21 protein-coding genes are annotated in these 22,986 nt (G+C 53.1%); 3 read left to right on the forward strand and 18 right to left on the reverse strand.

What is annotated here, in order from left to right; translation table 11 throughout:
• Window positions 1–12: 12 nt before the first annotated feature.
• Both guaC and E0D98_RS27500 read right to left on the reverse strand, forming a co-directional pair.
• On the reverse strand, window positions 13–1,056 hold the full coding sequence (gene guaC / locus E0D98_RS02525; RefSeq protein WP_001217338.1) for a GMP reductase: 1,044 nt from the start codon (window positions 1,054–1,056) through the stop codon (window positions 13–15).
• Between the two features lie 155 nt (window positions 1,057–1,211).
• On the reverse strand, window positions 1,212–1,256 hold the full coding sequence (locus tag E0D98_RS27500) for a protein YacM (protein WP_120795372.1): 45 nt from the start codon (window positions 1,254–1,256) through the stop codon (window positions 1,212–1,214).
• 24 nt (window positions 1,257–1,280) lie between these two features.
• Between E0D98_RS27500 and coaE the strand changes: the two genes are divergently transcribed.
• From coaE to yacG, 3 genes are read left to right on the forward strand one after another with little or no spacing between them, the layout of a single operon-like run.
• Window positions 1,281–1,901 (forward strand): dephospho-CoA kinase, encoded by a 621-nt coding sequence (gene coaE, locus E0D98_RS02530; protein WP_001269520.1) that lies wholly within the window; start codon window positions 1,281–1,283, stop codon window positions 1,899–1,901.
• Window positions 1,901–2,644 carry a cell division protein ZapD gene (zapD, locus tag E0D98_RS02535; protein WP_001194734.1) on the forward strand — a complete coding sequence of 248 codons (744 nt, stop codon included), beginning with the start codon at window positions 1,901–1,903 and terminating at the stop codon, window positions 2,642–2,644. The genes coaE and zapD overlap by 1 nt, the downstream gene beginning before the upstream one ends.
• A gap of 9 nt (window positions 2,645–2,653) precedes the next feature.
• Window positions 2,654–2,851: a DNA gyrase inhibitor YacG gene (yacG, locus tag E0D98_RS02540; RefSeq protein ID WP_000005042.1), complete on the forward strand. Its 198-nt coding sequence runs from the start codon at window positions 2,654–2,656 to the stop codon at window positions 2,849–2,851.
• A gap of 99 nt (window positions 2,852–2,950) precedes the next feature.
• Here the strand turns inward: yacG and mutT are convergent, their stop codons facing one another.
• From mutT to ftsI, 16 genes are all read right to left on the reverse strand, one after another.
• A complete protein-coding gene (gene mutT, locus E0D98_RS02545) occupies window positions 2,951–3,340 on the reverse strand; it encodes an 8-oxo-dGTP diphosphatase MutT (protein WP_000736013.1) in 390 nt (129 codons plus the stop codon).
• Between the two features lie 59 nt (window positions 3,341–3,399).
• Complete coding sequence (gene secA / locus E0D98_RS02550; RefSeq protein WP_024227730.1) at window positions 3,400–6,105, reverse strand: preprotein translocase subunit SecA; 2,706 nt, start codon at window positions 6,103–6,105, stop codon at window positions 3,400–3,402.
• Between the two features lie 61 nt (window positions 6,106–6,166).
• Complete coding sequence (gene secM, locus E0D98_RS02555; protein ID WP_000014321.1) at window positions 6,167–6,679, reverse strand: secA translation cis-regulator SecM; 513 nt, start codon at window positions 6,677–6,679, stop codon at window positions 6,167–6,169.
• A gap of 230 nt (window positions 6,680–6,909) precedes the next feature.
• A complete protein-coding gene (lpxC, locus tag E0D98_RS02560) occupies window positions 6,910–7,827 on the reverse strand; it encodes a UDP-3-O-acyl-N-acetylglucosamine deacetylase (RefSeq protein WP_000595482.1) in 918 nt (305 codons plus the stop codon).
• A gap of 100 nt (window positions 7,828–7,927) precedes the next feature.
• Window positions 7,928–9,079 carry a cell division protein FtsZ gene (ftsZ, locus tag E0D98_RS02565; RefSeq protein WP_000462776.1) on the reverse strand — a complete coding sequence of 384 codons (1,152 nt, stop codon included), beginning with the start codon at window positions 9,077–9,079 and terminating at the stop codon, window positions 7,928–7,930.
• 60 nt (window positions 9,080–9,139) lie between these two features.
• Window positions 9,140–10,402: a cell division protein FtsA gene (gene ftsA, locus E0D98_RS02570; protein WP_000588474.1), complete on the reverse strand. Its 1,263-nt coding sequence runs from the start codon at window positions 10,400–10,402 to the stop codon at window positions 9,140–9,142.
• Entirely contained in the window at window positions 10,399–11,229 is an 831-nt protein-coding gene (ftsQ, locus tag E0D98_RS02575; protein ID WP_000075744.1) for a cell division protein FtsQ, read from the reverse strand. The genes ftsA and ftsQ overlap by 4 nt, the downstream gene beginning before the upstream one ends.
• A 1-nt stretch (window position 11,230) precedes the next feature.
• Window positions 11,231–12,151 carry a D-alanine--D-alanine ligase gene (ddlB, locus tag E0D98_RS02580; RefSeq protein WP_000130056.1) on the reverse strand — a complete coding sequence of 307 codons (921 nt, stop codon included), beginning with the start codon at window positions 12,149–12,151 and terminating at the stop codon, window positions 11,231–11,233.
• Window positions 12,144–13,619, reverse strand: a complete 1,476-nt coding sequence (gene murC, locus E0D98_RS02585) for a UDP-N-acetylmuramate--L-alanine ligase (protein WP_050877042.1) — start codon at window positions 13,617–13,619, stop codon at window positions 12,144–12,146. The genes ddlB and murC overlap by 8 nt, the downstream gene beginning before the upstream one ends.
• A gap of 53 nt (window positions 13,620–13,672) precedes the next feature.
• Window positions 13,673–14,740, reverse strand: a complete 1,068-nt coding sequence (gene murG, locus E0D98_RS02590; RefSeq protein WP_000016559.1) for an undecaprenyldiphospho-muramoylpentapeptide beta-N-acetylglucosaminyltransferase — start codon at window positions 14,738–14,740, stop codon at window positions 13,673–13,675.
• Entirely contained in the window at window positions 14,737–15,981 is a 1,245-nt protein-coding gene (gene ftsW / locus E0D98_RS02595) for a cell division protein FtsW (protein ID WP_001295532.1), read from the reverse strand. The genes murG and ftsW overlap by 4 nt, the downstream gene beginning before the upstream one ends.
• Window positions 15,981–17,297 carry a UDP-N-acetylmuramoyl-L-alanine--D-glutamate ligase gene (murD, locus tag E0D98_RS02600; protein WP_000796467.1) on the reverse strand — a complete coding sequence of 439 codons (1,317 nt, stop codon included), beginning with the start codon at window positions 17,295–17,297 and terminating at the stop codon, window positions 15,981–15,983. Before murD ends, ftsW begins: the two co-directional genes overlap by 1 nt.
• A gap of 2 nt (window positions 17,298–17,299) precedes the next feature.
• Window positions 17,300–18,382: a phospho-N-acetylmuramoyl-pentapeptide-transferase gene (gene mraY, locus E0D98_RS02605; RefSeq protein WP_000964131.1), complete on the reverse strand. Its 1,083-nt coding sequence runs from the start codon at window positions 18,380–18,382 to the stop codon at window positions 17,300–17,302.
• Window positions 18,376–19,734, reverse strand: a complete 1,359-nt coding sequence (gene murF, locus E0D98_RS02610) for a UDP-N-acetylmuramoyl-tripeptide--D-alanyl-D-alanine ligase (protein WP_000626688.1) — start codon at window positions 19,732–19,734, stop codon at window positions 18,376–18,378. Before murF ends, mraY begins: the two co-directional genes overlap by 7 nt.
• Window positions 19,731–21,218: a UDP-N-acetylmuramoyl-L-alanyl-D-glutamate--2,6-diaminopimelate ligase gene (gene murE, locus E0D98_RS02615; protein WP_050877041.1), complete on the reverse strand. Its 1,488-nt coding sequence runs from the start codon at window positions 21,216–21,218 to the stop codon at window positions 19,731–19,733. The genes murF and murE overlap by 4 nt, the downstream gene beginning before the upstream one ends.
• Entirely contained in the window at window positions 21,205–22,971 is a 1,767-nt protein-coding gene (ftsI, locus tag E0D98_RS02620; protein ID WP_000642196.1) for a peptidoglycan glycosyltransferase FtsI, read from the reverse strand. Before ftsI ends, murE begins: the two co-directional genes overlap by 14 nt.
• Window positions 22,972–22,986 lie beyond the last annotated feature (15 nt).

Here is a 22,986-nt window from a genome sequence, read left to right on the forward strand (position 1 = left end):
AGCGTTGGGAGATTACAGGTTGTTGAAGATGCGGTTTTCTTGTTCCTGCACCCGAATAAACGTGGTGCGCTTGGTCAGTTCTTTCAGGCGTGAAGCCCCAACGTATGTACAAGCTGAACGCAAGCCGCCCAAAATATCACGCGCGGTATTTTCAACCGGGCCTCGCAGCGGCAGCTTAACGGTTTTACCTTCTGCTGCGCGATATTCCGCAACGCCGCCAACGTGACGTTTCATCGCAGACTCGGAGCTCATGCCGTAGAACAGCATAAATTTCTCGCCGTTCTCCTCAACGATGCGACCGCCGCTCTCTTCGTGGCCCGCCAGCATGCCGCCAAGCATGACGAAATCGGCACCGCCGCCAAAGGCTTTTGCGACATCGCCCGGCGTGGTGCAGCCACCGTCGCTGACGATCATTCCGCCCAGACCGTGCGCCGCATCGGCACATTCGATTACCGCAGAAAGCTGCGGATAACCGACGCCTGTTTTGACGCGAGTTGTACAAACAGAACCTGGGCCAATGCCAACTTTAACGATATCAGCACCGGAGAGGATAAGCTCCTCACACATTTCACCAGTCACTACGTTGCCAGCACAAATGGTTTTGGTCGGCCACGCTTCACGCGCTTTCGCAACGAACTGCACGAAGTGTTCGGAATAACCATTCGCCACATCAATACAAACGAAGTTTAATGCCGGGTTCAGGTCGAGAATCTGTTTAGTTTTTTCGAAATCCGCATCAGACGTACCGGTAGAAACCATCACATGTTTCAGCACATCAGCGGAAGAATTGTTGATAAACGCTTGCCACTCTTCGACAGAATAGTGTTTATGCACAGCAGTCAAAATATCAAAAGAAGCCAGCGCAGAGGCCATAGAAAATGTACCTACGGTGTCCATATTTGCGGCGATAATTGGCACGCCGGACCAGCTCTGACCTGAATGTTTGAAGGTGAATTGACGTTCCAGTTCAACATCGGAACGGCTTTTAAGAGTGGAGCGTTTAGGGCGGATGAGAACGTCTTTAAAACCTAACTTCAGATCTTCTTCAATACGCATGTGCGGATTCCTGGGGTTAATGGCTATAAGGGTAAGAGCGCAACTCCAGTGACGCTATCATACGCACTAATCAATGCGGCGCAAGACTGCGAAATTGTCTTTTTTTACGCTACAATCCCATAAATTTACCTGGTAAATAGTGAGCGAACGTTTCATCAATTTCGCTTTCGTGCACTCATTTTTAACGTTTTGATAATCATGATGAATTCCCGGGAATATAAATTATGAGGTATATAGTTGCCTTAACGGGAGGCATTGGCAGTGGCAAGAGTACCGTTGCCAATGCGTTTGCTGATCTCGGAATTAACGTCATTGATGCCGATATTATTGCGCGTCAGGTGGTTGAACCAGGTGCACCTGCGCTACATGCCATTGCTGATCACTTTGGCGCTAACATGATTGCTGCTGATGGAACATTGCAGCGCCGGGCCTTGCGCGAGCGGATCTTCGCCAACCCGGAAGAGAAAAACTGGCTTAACGCCCTGCTGCATCCGCTGATTCAGCAAGAGACGCAACACCAGATCCAGCAAGCTACTTCCCCCTATGTACTGTGGGTTGTGCCATTGCTGGTAGAAAACTCACTGTATAAAAAAGCGAATCGAGTGCTGGTGGTGGATGTCAGCCCAGAAACGCAACTTAAGCGCACCATGCAGCGCGATGATGTAACTCGCGAGCATGTCGAACAAATCCTTGCTGCTCAGGCAACGCGCGAAGCCCGCCTTGCCGTGGCAGATGACGTCATTGATAATAACGGCGCACCGGATGCTATCGCATCGGATGTTGCCCGCCTGCACGCACACTATTTGCAGCTTGCGTCGCAGTTTGTCTCACAGGAAAAACCGTAATGCAGACCCAGGTCCTTTTTGAACATCCACTAAATGAAAAAATGCGTACATGGCTGCGCATTGAGTTTTTGATTCAGCAACTCACCGTTAATTTACCCATCGTTGACCACGCTGGCGCGCTGCATTTCTTCCGTAATGTCAGTGAATTACTGGATGTTTTCGAGCGCGGCGAAGTCCGCACTGAGCTGTTGAAAGAACTTGACCGGCAGCAACGTAAACTCCAGACCTGGATTGGCGTGCCTGGCGTGGACCAGAGCCGTATTGAAGCATTAATTCAGCAGTTAAAAGCGGCGGGGAGCGTATTAATTTCCGCGCCGCGTATCGGGCAATTTCTGCGTGAAGATCGTTTGATTGCTCTGGTGCGTCAGCGACTGAGCATCCCAGGCGGCTGTTGCAGCTTTGATTTACCTACATTGCACATTTGGCTGCATCTACCCCAGGCGCAGCGCGACAGCCAGGTAGAAACCTGGATTGCCAGCCTGAACCCGCTCACCCAGGCACTTACCATGGTGCTGGATTTAATTCGCCAGTCGGCTCCCTTCCGTAAACAAACCAGCCTGAATGGTTTTTATCAGGATAACGGTGGCGATGCCGACTTGCTGCGCCTGAATCTGTCGCTCGATTCACAGCTTTATCCGCAAATTTCCGGACATAAGAGCCGTTTTGCCATTCGTTTTATGCCGCTGGACACTGAAAACGGACAGGTACCGGAACGTCTGGATTTCGAACTGGCCTGTTGCTAAGGAGTGAAAATGTCAGAAACTATTACGGTGAATTGCCCAACCTGCGGGAAAACGGTGGTGTGGGGTGAAATCAGCCCGTTTCGGCCATTTTGCTCCAAACGTTGTCAGCTGATCGACCTCGGAGAATGGGCTGCTGAAGAAAAACGAATCCCCAGCAGTGGCGATCTTTCCGAAAGCGATGACTGGAGCGAAGAGCCAAAGCAGTGACATTTGTCTGATGCCGCACGTAGGCCTGATAAGACGCGGACAGCGTCGCATCAGGCATCTTGTGCAAATGTCGGATGCGGCGTGAACGCCTTATCCGACCTACAGACGCTTAAGCTTCGCAATTACCGGTTCATTGGCTGGCGGAAAATCATCGGCATTAAGACCGACTAGCGACATCCACTCACCGGGTTGCCCTTCTTTACCCCACGGCTCCCCTTCCCAGCTTTCGACCAGCCAGAACCACAGAGTTATATGCCTGTCCGGGAATTCATATTCCAGTTTTTCAAATAGCGAAAAATGTTGTGGGGTAATCCCGACTTCTTCCTGAAGTTCACGCACCACCGCCTGTTCCGGCGTTTCGCCCATTTCAATTTTACCGCCGGGAAACTCCAGTTTATTCGCCATGTGCGCATCTGCTGCGCGACGCGTTATAAAGATTTCATTGTTCTCGTTGCGAATAATACCTACCGCAATTTGCAGCTTTTTCATTGTCTTAAACCTATAAAAAAGGCGCAGAATCCTGCGCCTTTTACTTCAACTGTTAGCTTTTATTGCAGGCGACCATGGCACTGCTTGTATTTTTTACCAGAACCGCACGGGCAAGGATCGTTACGTCCTACTTTGCGCTCACCGGTTTGCGCCGCCAGTGCAGCTGCGGCTGCAGAGTCGTCATCCTGATGGCTAAGCTGCTGCATTTGCGCTAAACGCTCGGCTTCCATACGACGCTGTTGTTCCAGCTCCTCAACCTCTTCAGGCATACGTACCTGGACTTTGCTCAGCGTGCTGATAACTTCATATTTTAACGACTCCAGCATCGCTGCAAACATGGAGAACGATTCACGTTTGTATTCCTGCTTCGGATCTTTCTGTGCATAGCCACGCAGGTGGATACCCTGACGCAGATAGTCCATCGCTGCCAGGTGCTCTTTCCACAGGGAGTCAAGCGTTTGCAGCATGACGCCTTTCTCGAAGTGACGCATCATCTCAGCACCAACCACTTCTTCTTTACGCTGATACACTTCGATGGACTGCGCCAGAATGCGCTCACGCAGCGTCTCTTCATGCAGTTCTGGTTCTTTATCCAGCCACTCGGCAATTGGTAAATCGAGGTCGAAATCGTTCTTCAGACGTTCCTGCAGCCCCGGAATATCCCACATTTCTTCCAGCGACTGTGGCGGAATGTAGGCATCAATGGTGGCTTTGAACACATCTTCACGAATGCTGTTGATGGTTTCGCTCACATCGCTGACATCCAGCAGTTCGTTACGCTGGGAGTAAATGGCGCGACGCTGATCGTTAGCCACGTCATCATATTCCAGCAGTTGCTTACGAATGTCGAAGTTACGACTTTCAACTTTACGCTGGGCGTTGGCAATCGCTTTAGTCACCCACGGGTGTTCAATGGCTTCGCCTGGCTTCATACCCAGTTTACGCATCATGCCGGATACTCGGTCGGAAGCAAAAATACGCATCAGCGCATCTTCCATCGACAGGTAGAAACGGGAAGAACCAGCATCCCCCTGACGACCAGAACGACCGCGCAACTGGTTATCGATACGACGGGATTCGTGACGCTCGGTACCGATGATATGCAGGCCACCTGCTTCCAGTACCGCATCGTGACGTACCTGCCAGTCGGCTTTAATTTTTTCAATTTGCTCTACGGTCGGATTTTCCAGCGTGGCAACTTCTGCCTGCCAGCTACCACCGAGCACAATATCTGTACCACGACCCGCCATATTGGTCGCGATAGTCACCGCAGCCGGATAACCTGCCTGAGCAACAATCGCCGCTTCGTTGGCGTGGAATTTGGCGTTCAGGACGTTGTGCTTAATACCGGCTTTGGTCAGTTCGTTTGACACCAGCTCCGATTTTTCGATGGAGATAGTACCCACCAGCACCGGCTGGCCTTTCGCAGTACGTTCTTTGATATCTTCAATGATCGCCTGAATTTTTTCCGCTTCAGTCATGTAGACCAGGTCCGGCAGATCTTTACGAATCATTGGACGGTTGGTCGGAACAACGACGGTATCCAGCTTGTAGATGGAGCTAAATTCGAAAGCTTCGGTATCAGCAGTACCGGTCATCCCCGCCAGTTTTTCATACAGACGGAAGTAGTTCTGGAAGGTGATCGAAGCCAGCGTTTGGTTTTCGTTCTGGATCTGCACACCTTCTTTCGCTTCCACAGCCTGGTGCAGACCATCGGACCAGCGACGGCCCTGCATGGTACGACCGGTGTGTTCGTCAACGATGATAACTTCACCATCTTTAACGATGTAGTCGACGTCGCGGGTAAACAGCGCATGAGCGCGCAGCGCCGCCGTTACGTGGTGCATCAGCATGATGTTGGCCGGAGAGTACAGAGACTCCCCTTCATCCATGATGCCCTCTTTCACCAGCAGTTCTTCAATCAGCACCAGACCACGTTCGGTCAGGTTCACCTGGCGAGATTTTTCGTCCACCGAGAAGTGGCCTTCGCCCTGGAAGGTTTCGGAGTCTTCTTTTTCCTGACGGATCAGGTGCGGAATAATTTTATTCACGCGTTTATACATTTCCGAGCTGTCTTCTGCCGGGCCGGAAATGATCAGCGGTGTACGCGCTTCATCGATCAGGATGGAGTCCACTTCGTCCACCAGCGCATAGTGCAGTTTACGCTGTACACGTTCTTCAGGGCTGAACGCCATATTGTCGCGCAGGTAGTCAAAGCCGTATTCGTTGTTCGTACCGTAAGTGATGTCAGCTGCGTAAGCTTCGCGCTTTGCCGGTGCTGGCATGCCCGGCAGGTTGATACCGACAGTCAGGCCAAGGAATTCAAACAGCGGACGGTTGTTTTCGGCGTCACGTTGCGCCAGGTAGTCGTTGACGGTAACTACGTGCACGCCTTTACCGGTTAGTGCGTTCAGGTAAGCAGGCAGCGTTGCGGTCAGGGTTTTACCTTCACCGGTACGCATTTCGGCGATGCAGCGTTCGTTAAGAACCATACCGCCGAGTAACTGAACGTCGAAGTGACGCATACCAAAGACGCGCTTACTTGCCTCACGTACCACGGCGAAAGCTTCCGGGATCAGATTTTCCAGCACTTCGCCTTTTTCCAGACGTGCACGAAACTCTGCGGTTTTCCCTTTCAGTTCTTCGTCGGAGAGTTTTTCCATCTCCGGTTCCATGGCATTGATGATGTTGACCACTTTGCGCATCCGGCGCAGGGTGCGATCGTTACGACTACCGAAAACTTTAGTTAACAATTTGATTAGCATAATAAAATCTCAAACGCCCCGCGTTGCGGAGTTAATAAAATGAAGTAAAGGTTTATTGTTGTTAGGTGAGGCGTTGAGGGCCAGCACGGATGCCTTGCGCCTGGCTTATCCAGACGGGCGTGCTGAATTTTGCTTGTGGGGTAAAATGCGCATAATCAATGCGATAACCCTTTTCAGACGGCGTGCCTTCCTGGGTCAGCAGCGCGCTGAGCGTATCCAGTAATGCAAGATGTTGCGCCTGAAGAGGCAAAGATTCTTCAGCAACGGGCAGTGTTTGCGGTGCCATTGCGAAAGAAAGATGACGGATTACCGTGCGAATGGCATGTTGATGCCAGTAATCAACGGAATAGTTCGAATTCGGGCGGCGTGTGTTCGCTTCCAGCAAGGCCAATTGACCAAAGTTAACTTTGGCTGAAGGCTCGTGGTTGCGGGTTGTCGCTTTTGCGGGCGCGTTTGGTTCGGCGGCGTTGCTGAGCGCAGGCAAACCTAAACTCGCCGCAACCATCCCTAATAAGAGATGCGGCCAGAAGTAGCGTTTACCAAACTGTCGCCAGCGCGTCAGTATTCCACTCACGTTATTGCCATCCCGATCGTATTCAAACGTATTTAGCGCACAAATCTTATCATTAAAGCCTGCAGTCCACAGCACGAATGAAGATAAGTTGTGCGGAAAAGTGCTTAAGAAAACAGCGTTCGCACCGTTTTTTATAGCTCTTATAAAATTTAAAAAAAAACGACTGGTTCACCTGGCCGGAGAGAGTGCCAGATTTGCCAGTCGAATTTTATACGACAGTATAAATGTCGTTATGCCAGTACAGCTGAAGGCGCTTTGAAGGCCAACGGCAGTTCTGCGTCGTCCTGGAAGGTCACATATTCCCAGGCTTCCTGTTTCGCCAGGACAGCCTGCAGCAGTTTGTTATTCAGTGCATGACCGGATTTATAAGCGGTAAATGCACCAATAATATTGTGACCACACATGAACAAGTCACCGATCGCATCGAGCATTTTGTGACGCACAAATTCGTCTTCAAAACGCAGGCCGTCTTCGTTCAGTACGCGATAATCGTCAACAACGATGGCACAATCGAAGCTGCCGCCCAGGCACAAACCACGGGACTGCAGATATTCGATATCACGCATGAAACCGAACGTACGCGCACGGCTGATCTGGCGCATAAACGCATCAGCGGAGAAGTTCATCGCATAGCGCTGGTTGCTGGAATCAATAGCCGGATGGTTAAAATCGATGGTGAAATCCAGCGAAAAACCATTGTACGGCTTAAATTCAGCCCACTTATCGCCATCTTCGACACGAACAGTCTCTTTGATGCGAACAAATTTTTTGGCGCAGTTCAACTCGTCGATACCGGCGTCAAGCAGCAGGTATACAAACGGAGCGGCGCTGCCGTCCATGATCGGGATTTCCGGCGCGTTAACTTCGATAACAATGTTATCGATGCCCAAGCCCGCGAGAGCAGCATTGAGGTGCTCTACGGTTGAAATCCGTACATCATGCTCGTTGACCAGACACGTACAGAGCATGGTATCACGCACAGATTTGGCATCGGCCGGGAAATCTACCGGTGGATTCAAGTCGGTGCGACGATAGATGACCCCGGTGTTGGCCGGCGCAGGGCGTAACGTCAGGGTGACTTTCTTGCCGGTATGTAAACCGACACCCGTCGCCTGAACGATACGTTTAAGTGTCCTTTGTTTGATCATCGTATTATCTCGCCAAATTACCTATCCAACCGAAGTGTACTATACATTCGGCGGGCCAGTTTAGCACAAAGAGCCTCGAAACCCAAATTCCAGTCAATTCTTAATCAGCTTGCTTACGCAGGAATGCTGGGATATCCAGATAATCCGGCTCTTTCGCAGTTTGCGGCGCATTGTCATTCACGACTTTAGCAACCGGCTTCTGCTCCTGGGTCAGCGGAGCCATCCCATGCTGCTGGTAGCGATCCATCACTGGCTGCTGAACCTGCTTATTGGTCACCAGAGTGATTTCAGGACGTTTGTCCATGCCGATACCTGTCGCAACAACGGTTACGCGCAGCTCGTCATTCATATCCGGGTCAAGAGAAGTACCGATAACCACAGTCGCGTTGTCGGAAGCAAATGCACGGATGGTGTTACCTACCGTTTCGAACTCATCCAGACGCAGGTCGAAGCCCGCCGTGATGTTAACCAGCACGCCGCGCGCGCCAGACAGGTCGATATCTTCCAGCAGCGGAGAAGAGATAGCCATTTCAGCAGCTTCTTCCGCACGGTCTTCACCGCTCGCCACGCCAGAACCCATCATTGCGTAGCCCATCTCAGACATTACGGTGCGTACGTCTGCAAAGTCCACGTTCATCAAACCCGGACGAGTAATCAGTTCAGCGATACCTTGCACAGCGCCTTTCAGTACATCGTTCGCTGCGCCAAACGCATCCAGCAGGGAGATACCGCGGCCCAGAACTTTCAGCAGTTTGTCGTTCGGGATAGTGATCAGAGAGTCCACATGCTTGGACAGTTCAGTGATCCCCTGCTCCGCGAATGCCATACGCTTCTTGCCTTCAAAGTTGAAAGGCTTAGTGACGACAGCAACGGTCAGGATACCCAAATCTTTTGCCACTTCAGCGACGACTGGTGCTGCACCTGTACCGGTACCACCACCCATACCCGCAGCAATAAAGACCATGTCTGCACCTTCCAGCGCCGCACGCAATGCATCGCGATCCTCATCAGCCGCATTGCGGCCAACTTCTGGATTAGCGCCAGCGCCCAGTCCTTTGGTGATACCGCTACCGATTTGAATCGTCTGTCCAACCGCTGTTTTACGCAGCGCTTGTGCATCGGTATTTACCGCGAAGAATTCAACACCTTCAATGCGCTCGCGCACCATGTGTTCAACAGCATTACCGCCGCCGCCGCCGACGCCGATGACTTTAATCACCGCGTCATTGGTAAGTTCCATTGGTTCAAACATAGTTTCTCTCCGATTTGTGCCTGTCGCCTGAGGCCGTAATCATCGTCGGCCTCATAAAAATTAAAACTCTTTTCGCAGCCAACTATTGAGTCGCTTGATCCACGAGCCAACTGATGCTGTAACACGTTTTTCTACTTCAGCTTCACCGTTAAGATGTGACTCTTTCCCATAGTGAAGCAATCCCACCGCCGTCGAATAATACGGCTCCTGAGCATAATCCGTTAAACCGGTAATGTTCAGCGGCGCGCCGATACGCACTTGCGTATGAAACACGCGCTGAGCACAGGCTGCAAGACCTTCGATCTGCGCTGCGCCACCGGTTAATACAATGCCTGCCGCCAGGTGATGTTTAACCCCTTGTTGGCGAAGCTTTTCCTGCAACTGCAATATCTCTTCGTTGACCAGGTTGAGCAGCTCGGTATAGCGCGGCTCGATCACCTCTGCCAGGGTCTGACGTTGCAGACTCCGCGGCGGACGACCACCTACGCTCGGCACTTCCACGCTCTCATCTTTTCCAACGATGGAACCCAGCGCACAACCGTGGCGAACTTTAATCGCTTCGGCGTCGCTTGGCGGCGTGCCAAAGGCGTAAGCGATATCACTGGTCACGACATTGCCAGCATAAGGAATTACCTTAGTGTGGCGCAATGCCCCACCGGTATAAACGGCGATATCCATTGTACCACCACCGATATCGACGACGCAGACACCCAGTTCACGTTCATCTTCCGTCAATACCGAATAACTTGATGCCAGTCCGGCAAATATCAGTTGGTCAACTTTCAGCCCACAACGTTCAACCGCTTTGACGATGTTTTTCGCCATATCGTTGTGACATGTGATCAGGTGCACTTTTGCCTGCATCCGCACGCCCGAAAGTCCTACCGGATTCTTGATCCCTTCCTGATAGTCAATCGCATACTCTTGCGGGATCACATGCAGCACACGATGCTCATCGCGCACACGCACCGATTTCGCGGTATGGACGACGTTTTCCACATCTTCTTGCGTCACTTCTTCTTCAGAAATAGGCACCATACCAATTTCATTCTGGCAGCTGATGTGCTTACCAGAAAGCGCCAGATATACCGAAGAGATCTGACAATCTGCCATCAATTCTGCCTGGTCAATGGCGCGTTGTACGCACTTGACCACGGATTCGAGGTCGTTCACCCCGCCTTTATCCATACCACGTGACGGGCAGCTGCCCACGCCAATGATATTGACCATACCGTCGGGCAGAACTTCCCCTACTAAAGCGGCAACCTTCGCGGTACCAATCTCCAGTCCTACTACCAGTTTTCTGTCCGTCGCCTTGATCATTGTTGTTCTGCCTGTGCCTGATTTTGTTGCTGAGTAGATTCCTCTGGCGGCAAGGGCGCCCAGCCTACTGCCGCTCCAGAGTCATAACGCAAATCAACGTAGCTAATCCGTTTGCCATCGGTTTGCGCCTGCTGCTGTAAAACCGGATAAAGTTCTACAAAGCGAGCCAAACGTTTCATCGTATCGCCCCGGCCAAGATTGAGCTTAATATCGTTATTCAGCGTCAACTGCCAGGAACGCCGCGCGGTCATCGCCGCTTCCTTCAGAGTAAATCTGTCCTTTGCCAGCATCTGCCCCATTTCGCGATAGCCCTGCAACACTTCATTGGCGCTGCCTTCCGGGCCATACAGCATTGGAAGCACCTGCTTGCTGGTGCGATCTGGCGGCACGCTGAAGGTGTTTCCTTCCGCGTCTACCATATGTTGATCATTCCACCGCGCAATCGGCACATATTCAACCAGATGAATCTTCAATTCATCAGGCCACTGCTTTCTGACGCTCACCTGCTTAATCCACGGTAGGCGTTGTTCTATTTGCGTCTGGATGATGTTGACATCTTGGGTCATAAAGGTACCCGGCTCACCCAATGCCAGGATCGACTGCCGGATATCGTCATTACGCGTGTAATGGCGTTCACCGGTCAACACCAGCTTTGAGAGCGGCAGGCGTTGCGCATCTTCCATCCAGCCCAACACGACCCAGCCGCTCACCAACACTGTCGTTAAAACGGTCAGCAGGAAAAGGATCCCCGCCAGACGCGTTCCATTATTGCGGCGAGAAGAAACCTCTTCTTCGCTATTTCGCGTGTTCAGAGCAGCCTGCGACATATTAGTCCGCCAGTTCCAGAATTCGTACTACCAACTGCGAGAAGCTCATACCTGCCTGACGTGCCGCCATCGGCACCAGGCTGTGGCTGGTCATACCCGGTGAGGTATTGGCTTCCAGCAGATAAAACTGTCCATCGCTGTCCAGCATAACGTCAATACGTCCCCATCCTTTGCAACCTAACGTCGTCCATGCTTTCAGCACTAATGCCTGCAAATTGGCCTCTTGTGACGCTTCCAGACCTGCGGGGCAGAAATACTGTGTCTCATCAGAGAGATACTTCGCCTCATAATCATAGAAGGTTCCGGACGGTTGAATACGTATTGACGGTAAAATTTCTTCACCGAGTATCGCAACCGTGAACTCCGGCCCACTTAGCCATTTTTCAATCAATACTTCTTCATCGTGCTGAAATGCCAATCTTAATGCATCTTGTAGAGCATTTTCTGCTACTACTTTTGACATTCCCACACTGGAACCTTCGCGGCTCGGCTTAACGATAACCGGCAAACCCAGAGCAGAAATTTCTGCTAACTGCTTATCGCTCAGGCCTTTTTCAAACTCTGCGCGGGTTAACGCTACCCACGGCGCGACCGGTAAACCGGCACCTTGCCACAGCAGTTTGCTGCGTAGTTTATCCATTGAAAGCGCAGATGCCATCACTCCGCTGCCGGTATAAGGCAAGCCCATCAGCTCGAGCATGCCCTGCAGCGTACCATCTTCACCGCCGCGACCGTGTAGCGCGATAAACACTTTCTGAAAACCCATCGACTTCAGTTGCGTCACGTCGACTTCTTTCGGGTCGACAGGATACGCATCAATACCGCCTTCACGCAGCCCGGCTAACACCGCTGCGCCAGAATTCAGAGAAACTTCCCGCTCAGCGGAAGTCCCGCCCAACAGGACCGCGATTTTATCAGTCATGTTGTTCTTCCTCCGGAGTTTGCGGCTTCAGTTTGATTTCAGCTAAAGAACGGGCAATTTTTCCGATATTACCAGCCCCCTGAACGAGAATCAGGTCGTTACCGGTTAATACCGGTGCCAGCATCTCGGCTACCTGCGCAGGGTCCGGCACCAGAATGGGATCAATTTTCCCACGTCCACGAATTGTGCGACACAGCGAACGGCTGTCCGCTCCCGGAATTGGCGCTTCGCCAGCCGGATACACTTCCAGCATCAACAGGGTATCAACCTGCGTCAGCACATTGGCGAAATCATCATACAGGTCGCGCGTACGGGTAAAACGGTGCGGCTGAAACAGCATTACCAGGTTTTTATCCGGCCAGCCTGCGCGCGCCGCTTTAATGGTGGCGTCAACTTCCGTCGGGTGGTGGCCGTAGTCATCGACCAGCATTGCCGTACCGCTTTTACCATTCACTGGCTCCAGCGGGAATTCACCGAGGAAATCAAAACGGCGCCCAGTCCCCTGGAAGCTCTCCAGCGCACGTAAAATAGCCTCGTCATCAATTCCCTCTTCCGTAGCAACCGCAACCGCAGCTGCGGCGTTCAGCGCGTTATGACGACCTGGCGCATTCAGGGTGACGCGCATCGGCTCTTTGTCCTGGCGCAGCAGCGTAAAGTGCCCCTGCGGGCCAATCTGCTGATAATCTTCTACACGCACGTCGGCATCTTCGCTGAAGCCGTAAGTCGTGGTCTGACGTCCCACTCGCGGTAACAATTCGCGGATCACCGGATCATCAACACACATCACCGCACGACCGTAAAACGGCAGGTTGTGCAGAAAATTAATAAAAGTCTGTTTTAAATTCTCAAAGTCGCCCTGGTAGGTATCCATGTGGTCGGCTTCGATATTGGTGACAATCGCCACCATCGGTTGCAGATGCAGGAACGATGCATCACTCTCATCTGCTTCGGCAATCAGGTACCGACCATGCCCCAAACGCGCATGAACCCCCGCCGCTTTTAGCAGCCCGCCGTTAACGAAGGTTGGGTCGAGCCCCGCTTCTGCGTAGATGCTGGAAACCATCGCGGTGGTTGTCGTTTTGCCGTGCGTTCCTGCAATGGCGATGCCATGACGAAAACGCATTAACTCAGCCAGCATTTCGGCACGACGGATCACCGGAATACGCGCTTCATGAGCTGCGACAATTTCCGGGTTATCGGCAGAAATGGCGCTGGAAACAACGACCACGCTGGCATCACGTACGTTTTCCGGGCGATGGTTGAAATAAATCGTCGCTCCCAGATTCATTAACTGCTGCGTGACCGGATTTGGCGCTAAATCGGAACCACTGATCTGATAACCTTCATTGGCCAGAACTTCGGCAATACCGCCCATACCGGCACCACCGATGCCGACAAAATGTATGTGCCGAACGCGACGCATTTCGGGCACGATGGAACGCAGTTTTGCCAATTGTTGTGTATTCATTCTTTACGCCATTAACTTCTTAAATTCATACGATGCAAAAGGCATCGCTACAATTACGCCCGGGCAGCCCGGCTCACTTCATTTGCCACTCGCTCGGTGGCATCCGGAATGGATGCAGCGCGGGCGCGTTCTGCCATGGTTAATAAGGTTTCTCGCGACCACCCGGCCAGGGTGTTGGCGACAGCATCCACGCTAAGCTGTGGCTGCTCGATAATTTTGGCTGCGCCCGCTTTTTCCAGCGGTAGCGCATTCCAGTATTGCTGGCGGTCTTTATGTTGAAACGGCACAAACAACGCCGGTAGTCCTGCCGCGGCGATTTCACTCACCGTTAAAGCACCGGAGCGGCAAACGACGACATCCGCCCACGCATACGCCGCCGCCATATCATCAATAAATTCCGTCACTTTATGCTGCGGTTGCCCCGCTTCGGCATACGCCTGTTCAACGGATTGTTGCGAACCTTTACCGCTCTGATGCCAGATAGTGACTGAATCACCCAGTTTCGCAGCAACCTGCGGCATTGTCTGGTTAAGAATGCGTGCGCCCTGGGAACCACCCACTACCAGCACACGAACCGGACCTTCACGTCCAGCCAAACGTTGCTGCGGCAACGGCAGCGCCAGTACATCGGTACGCACCGGGTTACCCACCACTTCCGCATTAGGGAAAGCGCCTGGAAACGCCTGCATCACTTTGGTGGCAATCTTCGCCAGCCATTTATTGGTTAAGCCCGCAATACCGTTTTGTTCATGAAGTACAACCGGAATGCCTAACGACCACGCGGCCAGACCACCTGGACCTGATACATAGCCGCCCATACCGAGTACCACGTCAGGTTTGTACGCTTTCATAATCGCCCGCGCCTGACGCCAGGCGTTGAAGATACGCAGCGGCGCAGCTATCAGTGCTTTTATACCTTTTCCACGCAGACCAGAGATACGAATGAAATCAATTTCGATGCCATGTTTTGGCACTAAGTCCGCTTCCATACGGTCGGCAGTCCCCAGCCAGCGAACTTGCCAACCCTGAGCCATTAGATGGTGCGCAACCGCCAGTCCCGGGAATACATGTCCACCGGTTCCGCCTGCCATCACCATTAATCGCTTTCCTTGACCACTCATCGTGAACCTCGTACAAACGCCTGCGCTTTCTCCAGACGCGTTTCATAATCAATACGCAACAGCATCATGATGGCTGTCGACATAATCAGTAAGCTCGAACCACCGTAACTGATCAGCGGCAATGTCAGACCTTTGGTCGGTAACATCCCCGCCGCCGCGCCTACGTTAACCAGCGCCTGGAAGCTAAACCAGATGCCAATAGAACAGGCGAGAAAACCGGAAAAACGGTGGTCAATTTCTAACGCTTTGCGGCCAATCGACATCGCGCGAAAAGCGACGAAGAATACCATTAAAAGTGCCAGCACCACACCGACATACCCCAGTTCTTCGCCGATAATGGCGAAAATAAAGTCAGTGTGCGCTTCCGGCAGATACTCCAGTTTTTGTACCGAGTTACCTAAACCTTGTCCCCAAAGTTCGCCGCGACCAAACGCCATCAGCGATTGCGTTAACTGATAGCCGCTGCCAAAGGGATCTTCCCACGGGTTCCAGAATGCGGTAACACGGCGGATACGGTACGGTTCGGCGAGTATCAGCAACACAACCGCTGAAATGCCCATACCGATAATGGCAATGAACTGCCACAATTTCGCTCCCGCCAGGAACAACATCGCCAGCGTAGTCACAAACAACACCACCACCGTACCAAGGTCTGGCTGTGCCAGCAGTAACACTGCCAACACCAGAATCACGCCCATCGGTTTCAGGAAGCCGCGCAGGTTATTACGTACTTCGTCGCCTTTACGCACCAGATAGTTGGCGATATAACAAAACAGCGACAGTTTTGTCAGCTCCGCAGGCTGGATACGCAGCAAACCGAGATCGATCCAACGCGATGCCCCTTTAACCGAGCTACCCACTACCAGCACGATCATCAGCAGGATGATAGATCCGAGCAGCATCGTGGCACTGTAGCGTTGCCAGAACTCCATCGGCAGACGCAGCGTAATGATCGCCAGAATGAATGCCAGGATCAGATAGACGCCATCACGCTTCGCGAAGAAGAACGGATCGTTGGTTAAGCGTTGCCCTATGGGCATTGACGCCGAGGTCACCATGATAAAGCCAATCGCCGCAAGGCCGAAGGTCAGCCACAGTAAGGTGCGATCGTACATGATCAGGCTGTCGGTATCTTTTTCCCGCGAGCCCATCACCCAGCCTTTTAGCGCCGTGGAGATCCAGACCAGGATACTGAATCCTGGCAGGCGCGGCATTTTCAGGCGAGGGAGAGATAAACGCATCAACCTAACTCCTTCGCCAGACGGGCAAACTCATTGCCTCGTTGTTCAAAGTTCTTGAACTGATCAAGGCTGGCACAGGCCGGGGAGAGCAGAACCATATCGCCCGGCTGAACACGCGGAGCCAGCAAGCGCATCGCCTGTTCCATAGTTTCGGTTTGTTCTGCCACTTCCGGGCGTAGCGCCGCCAGCTGCGCACCGTCACGACCAAAACAGTACAAACGCACGTTGTCGCCATTCAGATAGCGCGCCAGTGGACTGAAGTCCGCCGATTTACCATCGCCGCCCAGCAACAAATGCAGCGTGCCGTCTACCTGCAAGCCATTCAACGCCGCTTCCGTACTGCCGACGTTAGTGGCTTTCGAATCGTTAATCCAGCGTACGCCATTGTGCTCCAGCACCACTTCAAAGCGATGCGGCAGACCGGCGAAGGTGGTTAACGCTTTCAGGCTGCTGGCGCGCGGCAAACCAGCTGCGTCTGCCAGTGCCAGTGCTGCCAGCGCATTGGTGTAGTTATGCTGCCCGGAAAGTTTCATCTCTTTCACGTTCAGCACTTTCTCGCCTTTCACTCGCAGCCAGGTTTCTCCCTGCTGATGATTCAGGTGATAGTCACCCATGTTGACGCCAAAGCTGACGCAGCGTTCATCAGCACCGCGAATCGGCATTGTTAAGGCATCATCAGCATTGACGACACAAACTTTCGCATTTTCGTAAATACGCAATTTTGCCGCACGGTATTGCTGCAAACCAAACGGATAGCGGTCCATATGATCTTCAGTCACGTTCAGAATGGTCGCCGCCACCGCCTGTAAGCTGGAAGTGGTTTCCAGCTGGAAGCTCGACAGTTCCAGCACGTACAGTTCGCACTCAGCATCAAGCAGCATCAACGCTGGCAGGCCAATATTGCCACCCACACCAACGTTAACCCCCGCCGCTTTCGCCATTTCACCCACTAGCGTGGTGACCGTGCTTTTGCCGTTAGAACCGGTAATCGCCACAATCGGTGCTTGTGCTTCGCGACAGAACAGCTCGATATCGCCAACGATTTCGATTCCGGCATCAGCGGCAGCGCTTAAGGATGGATGCGCCAGTGCAATACCGGGACTGGCGACAATCAGATCTGCCGCCATCAGCCATTCATCATTCAGACTGCCCGTGTGGCGTTCTACGGCTTCGGGTAATTTATCCAGGCCAGGCGGTGTCATACGCGTATCCATAACGCGCGGCGTCACACCGCGAGCGAGGAAAAAGTCCACGCAGGAAAGCCCGGTGAGGCCCAGGCCGATAATGACGACATTTTTACCCTGATAATCAGCCATGATTAACGTACCTTCAGCGTTGCCAGACCAATCAGAACCAGCATCAGCGAAATAATCCAGAAACGCACAATGACGCGCGGTTCCGGCCAGCCTTTCAGTTCATAGTGGTGATGAATCGGTGCCATGCGGAAAATACGTTGTCCGCGCAGTTTAAAGGAGCCGACCTGCAGGATGACAGAAAGCGTTTCTACCACGAACACGCCCCCCATAATCACCAGCAGGAATTCCTGACGTAGCAGTACGGCGATAATGCCTAACGCACCACCTAACGCCAGCGAACCTACATCGCCCATAAAGACCTGCGCCGGATAGGTGTTAAACCACAGGAAGCCCAGTCCTGCCCCGACTATCGCCGTGCAGACAATGACCAGTTCCCCGGCGTGTCGCAGATACGGTATGTGTAAATAGCTGGCAAAGTTCATGTTGCCGGTCGCCCACGCCACCAGCGCAAAACCACCGGCGACAAATACGGTCGGCATAATTGCCAGGCCGTCGAGACCATCGGTCAGGTTTACCGCGTTGCCAGTACCCACAATGACGAAGTAAGCCAGCAGAATGTAGAACAGCCCCAGCTGCGGCATCACATCTTTAAAGAATGGGACCACCAGCTGCGTTGCGGGCGTGTCTTTGCCGGCAAGGTACAGGGCGAAGGCGACACCCAGCGCAATGACCGACATCCAGAAATACTTCCAACGAGCGATCAACCCTTTGGTGTCTTTACGCACCACTTTGCGATAATCATCAACAAAGCCAATAACACCGTAACCTACCAGCACCACCAACACGCACCAGACGTACGGATTGGACGGGTAAGCCCACAGCAGTACGGAGATCACAATCGCCGTCAGGATCATAATCCCGCCCATGGTCGGCGTACCGCGCTTGCTGAAGTGTGATTCAGGACCGTCGTTACGCACCACCTGACCAAAGGAAAGTTTTTGCAAATGAGCAATCATACGCGGGCCCATCCACAATGAGATGAACAGCGCGGTCAGCAGGCTGACGATGGCGCGAAACGTCAGATAGGAAAAGACGTTAAAGCCGGAATAATATTTGACCAAATGTTCGGCCAGCCAAACTAACATGTCCCATTCTCCTGTAAAGCGCGTACTACCTCTTCCATGGCGGCACTACGTGAACCCTTAACTAAAATCGTAATTACCTGTTGCTCAGCAATCAGTGATTTAAGACGCGTAATTAACGCAGTTTTATCAGCAAAATGTTCGCCAACGCCGCTGGCGGTGCTGATAGCATGGCTTTGTTTACCCACGCTTAACACGCGGTCAATACCAGCAGCTTTTGCCGCCTCGCCCACCTGTACATGGCAGGCTTCGCTTTCAGCGCCCAGTTCCGCCATATCGCCCACCACCAGCACGCGGTAGCCCGGCATTTCAGCCAGTACCTGAACAGCGGCGGTCATTGAACCGACATTGGCGTTGTAGGAGTCGTCGAGCAGCAACTGGTTTTCTGCCAGTTGGATGGGGAACAGACGGCCTGGAACAGCTTTCAGATTTGCCAGCCCCGCTTTGATAGCATCAAGCGTTGCGCCCACGGACATGGAGAGCGCAGCGGCTGCCAGCGCATTCGCAATATTGTGACGCCCCGGCAACGGCAGCAGAACATCGACGCTACCGGTTGGGGTTTGTAGGGTAAATTCCGTACCGTGCGAGGTCACATGGATATTGGTGGCGGTGAAATCGCTGTTGGCGGCATTGGGTGAGAAACGCCACACTTTGCGTGAGCCAATTACGCTCTGCCAGTTCAGCCAGTCGTTGTTGTCGGCGTTCATAATGGCGATACCGTTTTCCGGCAGGCCGCTAAAGATTTCACCTTTCGCTTTCGCGACACCCGCAAGCGAGCCAAAACCTTCCAGATGCGCCGCTGCCAGGTTGTTGACCAGCGCAGCTTCCGGGCGAGTCAGACTCACAGTCCAGGCTATTTCGCCCTGATGGTTCGCGCCAAGTTCAATAACTGCGTAATCGTATTCCGGCGTTAAGCGCAACAGCGTCATCGGTACACCGATGTCGTTGTTGAGATTGCCTGCCGTATAAAGCGTGTTGCCGCACTGGCTTAAAATCGCCGCCGTCATCTCTTTAACGGAGGTTTTGCCGGAGGACCCCGTCAGAGCAACCACGCGCGCCGGAACTTGCTGGCGAACCCATGCAGCCAGTTCACCAAACGCCAGACGCGTATCCTTGACGATTAACTGCGGCAGGTCGATGTCCAGCGGACGGCTAACCAGTAGTGCGCCTGCGCCGCCAGCTTTCGCCTGGTCGGCAAAATCGTGGGCATCAAAACGTTCGCCTTTCAGGGCAACAAACAGGCAGCCCGGCGTCAGTTTTCGGGTATCAGTGGTTACAGCATCAAGGGTGATATCTGCACCTTGCAGTTCACCGTTGAGAATGTCGGTAAGTTGGCTAAGGGTTACGCTAATCATGCAATCACCCCCAGCAGACGCGCCACCGTGACGCGATCGGAGTAGTCCAGACGCTGATTGCCAACAATCTGGTAATCTTCATGGCCTTTGCCCGCGACCAGTACCACATCATTCTCTTTAGCCTGCATAACGGCGCAAGTCACCGCTTCAGCACGGCCTTCCATCACTTTGGCATGTCCGGCATCTAACATTCCCGCCAGAATATCGTTGATGATGGCACGCGGTTCTTCGGTACGCGGGTTATCGTCCGTCACCACCGCCACGTCAGCAAACTCTTCGGCAATTGCGCCCATCAGTGGACGCTTACCTTTATCGCGATCGCCACCACAGCCAAAGACGCACCACAGCTTGCCCGCACAGTGCAGGCGCGCCGCCTGTAAGGCTTTTTCCAGTGCATCCGGCGTATGCGCGTAATCCACCACCACCGTCGGTTTGCCTGGCGCAGTGAACACTTCCATACGTCCGCAAACCGGTTGCAGACGCGCGGCGGTTTTCAGCAGATCAGCCAGTGGATAGCCGAGTGCCAGCAGTGTCGCCAGCGCGAGCAGCAGGTTGCTGACGTTAAAAGCGCCCATCAGATGGCTTTCAATTTCGCCATCGCCCCAACTTGAGCTAAAGCGAATCGTCGCACCGCTGTCGTGATAGTTCACGTCGATCGCTTTTAACCAGCGTCCGTGACAGTTCGGATTGATATGATCTTCCATTGATACCGCAACCGCGTCCGGCAGTTTTGCCAGCCAGCGGCGGCCCACTTCATCGTCGGCGTTAATAATCGCCTGACCGCAATGATGTTCAGAATAAAGCAGCCATTTCGCAGCTTCGTAGTGTTCCATATCACCATGATAATCAAGGTGATCGCGGCTTAAGTTGGTAAAGACCGACGCCGCAAATTTCAATGCCGCCACACGGTGCTGTACCAGCCCGTGGGAGGAAACTTCCATTGCGCAAAACGTCGCGCCCTGCTCCACCAGCCCCGCCAGCTCATGCTGAACATCGACTGCGGAACCGGTAGTATTTTCTGTCGGGATCACTTTCCCAAGCAGACCGTTACCAACGGTGCCCATTACCGCGCTGGTTTCGCCAAGCAGTTGGCTCCACTGCGCCAGCAGCTGGGTAGTCGTGGTTTTGCCGTTGGTGCCCGTTACGCCTACGAGACGTAAATTGTCAGAGGGTTCATGGTAAAAGCGGCCCGCCAGTGCAGATAAACGCTCGTTGAGCTGGCAGAGATAGATGACCGGTACGCCGTGCATTTCACGGATTTCACCATCGGTCGCCTCATCTTTCGCCTCTGCAATAATGGCAGCCACACCTTGCGCTATCGCCTGCGGGATATATCGACGCCCGTCCGCCTGATGACCTACTACAGCTACAAAGAGATCGCCCGCCGCAGCCACACGGCTGTCGAGTGTCATCTCTCGCAGTGCTCGCGAAGGTGCGTCTGGCACCCACGGAGCAAGAAGGTCGCGCAAATTACGATCTGCCACCTGTCCCCTCGCCTTGATTAATCACAAATTCATTTTTATCGCCCGTTGTCAGCGCATCCGGCTCGATGTTCATGGTACGCAATACGCCGCCCATGATGGCACCAAAGACCGGCGCGGAAACGGCGCCGCCGTAGTATTTACCCGCCTGCGGATCGTTGATAACAACAACCAGCGCGAAGCGCGGCTGACTCGCAGGCGCAACGCCTGCGGTATAAGCAATATATTTATTGATGTAGCGACCGTCCGGCCCGACCTTTTTCGCGGTACCGGTTTTAATGGCGATACGATAGCCTTTAATCGCCGCTTTCACGCCGCCGCCGCCTGGTAGCGCCACGCTTTCCATCATATGCACCACGGTGCGAACAATGGATTCCGGGAAGACACGTTCACCGGGAACCGGGGGGTCAACTTTGGTAATCGACAGTGGGCGATAAATGCCGTAGCTGCCGATAGTTGCGTAGACTCGCGCTAACTGTAACGGTGTTACCATTAGCCCGTAGCCGAAAGAGAAGGTGGCCCTCTCTATGTCAGACCACCGTTGTTTTTGAGGATATAAGCCACTGCGTTCTCCGACCAACCCCAAATTGGTCGCTTTTCCCAGTCCAAAACGTGAGTAAGTATCTACTAACGCTGAGGACGGCATCGCTAACGCCAGCTTGGAAACACCGACGTTACTCGACTTCTGTAATACCCCGGTCAGGGTTAATTCGCTGTAGCGTGCCACGTCTTTGATTTCGTGGCCGTTAATTCGATAAGGAATGGTATTGAGTACCGAGTTTTCCCGCACCACGCCACGTTGCAACGCGGTCATTACCACCATCGGTTTAACCGTTGAGCCCGGTTCAAACACGTCGGTGATGGTACGGTTACGCATCGCCTCTTTCGGCGTGCCGCTCAGATTGTTAGGGTTGTATGACGGGCTGTTAGCCATCGCCAGCACTTCACCGGTGTTGACATCCACCAGCACGGCGCTACCAGATTCAGCCTTGTTAAAGGCCACCGCGTTGTTCAGTTCGCGATAAACCAGCGCCTGCAGGCGTTCATCAATACTCAGCGCCAGGTTGTGCGCTGCCTGGCTGTCAGTAGAAGAAATATCTTCAATTACGCGACCATAGCGGTCTTTACGCACAATGCGCTCACCCGGCTGCCCGGTAAGCCATTTATCGAAACTCTTCTCAACGCCCTCAATCCCCTGACTATCGACGTTAGTAAAGCCGATGAGGTGAGCAGTCACTTCGCCGGACGGATAGTAACGGCGAGACTCTTCACGCAGATGAATCCCCGGCAGTTTCAGTTTTTTGATGTAGTCCGCCATGTCAGGGTTCACCTGACGCGCCAGATAAATAAAGCGCCCTTTCGGGTTGGCGTTAATGCGGGCTGAAAGCTGATCCAGCGGAATATTGAGCGCGTTAGCCAGCGCCTTCCAGCGGTCACCGACGCTGATACCGCCAGCGTCATGCACTTCTTTCGGGTCAGCCCAAATCGCTTTTACCGGCACGCTCACCGCTAACGGGCGACCAGAACGGTCAGTAATCATGCCGCGGGAGGTGGAAACTTGCTGAACGCGAAGAGAACGCATGTCGCCCTCTTTCACCAGCATATCCGGGGAGATAACTTGTAACCACGCTACGCGTCCGAGCAGAAAAGCCAGCGCCAGGAGAATACAGCCGCATAACAACGCAAAACGCCAACTGATAAAGTTGGCATGTTCTTCCTGACGTTTTGGTTTCTGCGTTTTCGCCGCTGCTTTCATGCGTCGCGTTTATCC

The organism is Escherichia sp. KCJ4928, from assembly GCF_004352695.1.
Lineage (GTDB): Bacteria > Pseudomonadota > Gammaproteobacteria > Enterobacterales > Enterobacteriaceae > ECMA0423.

Coding starts and splice junctions, on each gene's coding strand:
- ddlB (WP_000130056.1), bottom strand. CDS start 12,151: ATGACTGATAAAATCGCGGTCCTGTTGGGCGGGACTTCCGCTGAGCGG.
- ftsZ (WP_000462776.1), bottom strand. CDS start 9,079: ATGTTTGAACCAATGGAACTTACCAATGACGCGGTGATTAAAGTCATC.
- zapD (WP_001194734.1), top strand. CDS start 1,901: ATGCAGACCCAGGTCCTTTTTGAACATCCACTAAATGAAAAAATGCGT.
- lpxC (WP_000595482.1), bottom strand. CDS start 7,827: ATGATCAAACAAAGGACACTTAAACGTATCGTTCAGGCGACGGGTGTC.
- murF (WP_000626688.1), bottom strand. CDS start 19,734: ATGATTAGCGTAACCCTTAGCCAACTTACCGACATTCTCAACGGTGAA.
- murC (WP_050877042.1), bottom strand. CDS start 13,619: ATGAATACACAACAATTGGCAAAACTGCGTTCCATCGTGCCCGAAATG.
- murG (WP_000016559.1), bottom strand. CDS start 14,740: ATGAGTGGTCAAGGAAAGCGATTAATGGTGATGGCAGGCGGAACCGGT.
- ftsI (WP_000642196.1), bottom strand. CDS start 22,971: ATGAAAGCAGCGGCGAAAACGCAGAAACCAAAACGTCAGGAAGAACAT.
- mraY (WP_000964131.1), bottom strand. CDS start 18,382: ATGTTAGTTTGGCTGGCCGAACATTTGGTCAAATATTATTCCGGCTTT.
- murD (WP_000796467.1), bottom strand. CDS start 17,297: ATGGCTGATTATCAGGGTAAAAATGTCGTCATTATCGGCCTGGGCCTC.
- yacG (WP_000005042.1), top strand. CDS start 2,654: ATGTCAGAAACTATTACGGTGAATTGCCCAACCTGCGGGAAAACGGTG.
- ftsW (WP_001295532.1), bottom strand. CDS start 15,981: ATGCGTTTATCTCTCCCTCGCCTGAAAATGCCGCGCCTGCCAGGATTC.
- ftsA (WP_000588474.1), bottom strand. CDS start 10,402: ATGATCAAGGCGACGGACAGAAAACTGGTAGTAGGACTGGAGATTGGT.
- coaE (WP_001269520.1), top strand. CDS start 1,281: ATGAGGTATATAGTTGCCTTAACGGGAGGCATTGGCAGTGGCAAGAGT.
- mutT (WP_000736013.1), bottom strand. CDS start 3,340: ATGAAAAAGCTGCAAATTGCGGTAGGTATTATTCGCAACGAGAACAAT.
- guaC (WP_001217338.1), bottom strand. CDS start 1,056: ATGCGTATTGAAGAAGATCTGAAGTTAGGTTTTAAAGACGTTCTCATC.
- secA (WP_024227730.1), bottom strand. CDS start 6,105: ATGCTAATCAAATTGTTAACTAAAGTTTTCGGTAGTCGTAACGATCGC.
- ftsQ (WP_000075744.1), bottom strand. CDS start 11,229: ATGTCGCAGGCTGCTCTGAACACGCGAAATAGCGAAGAAGAGGTTTCT.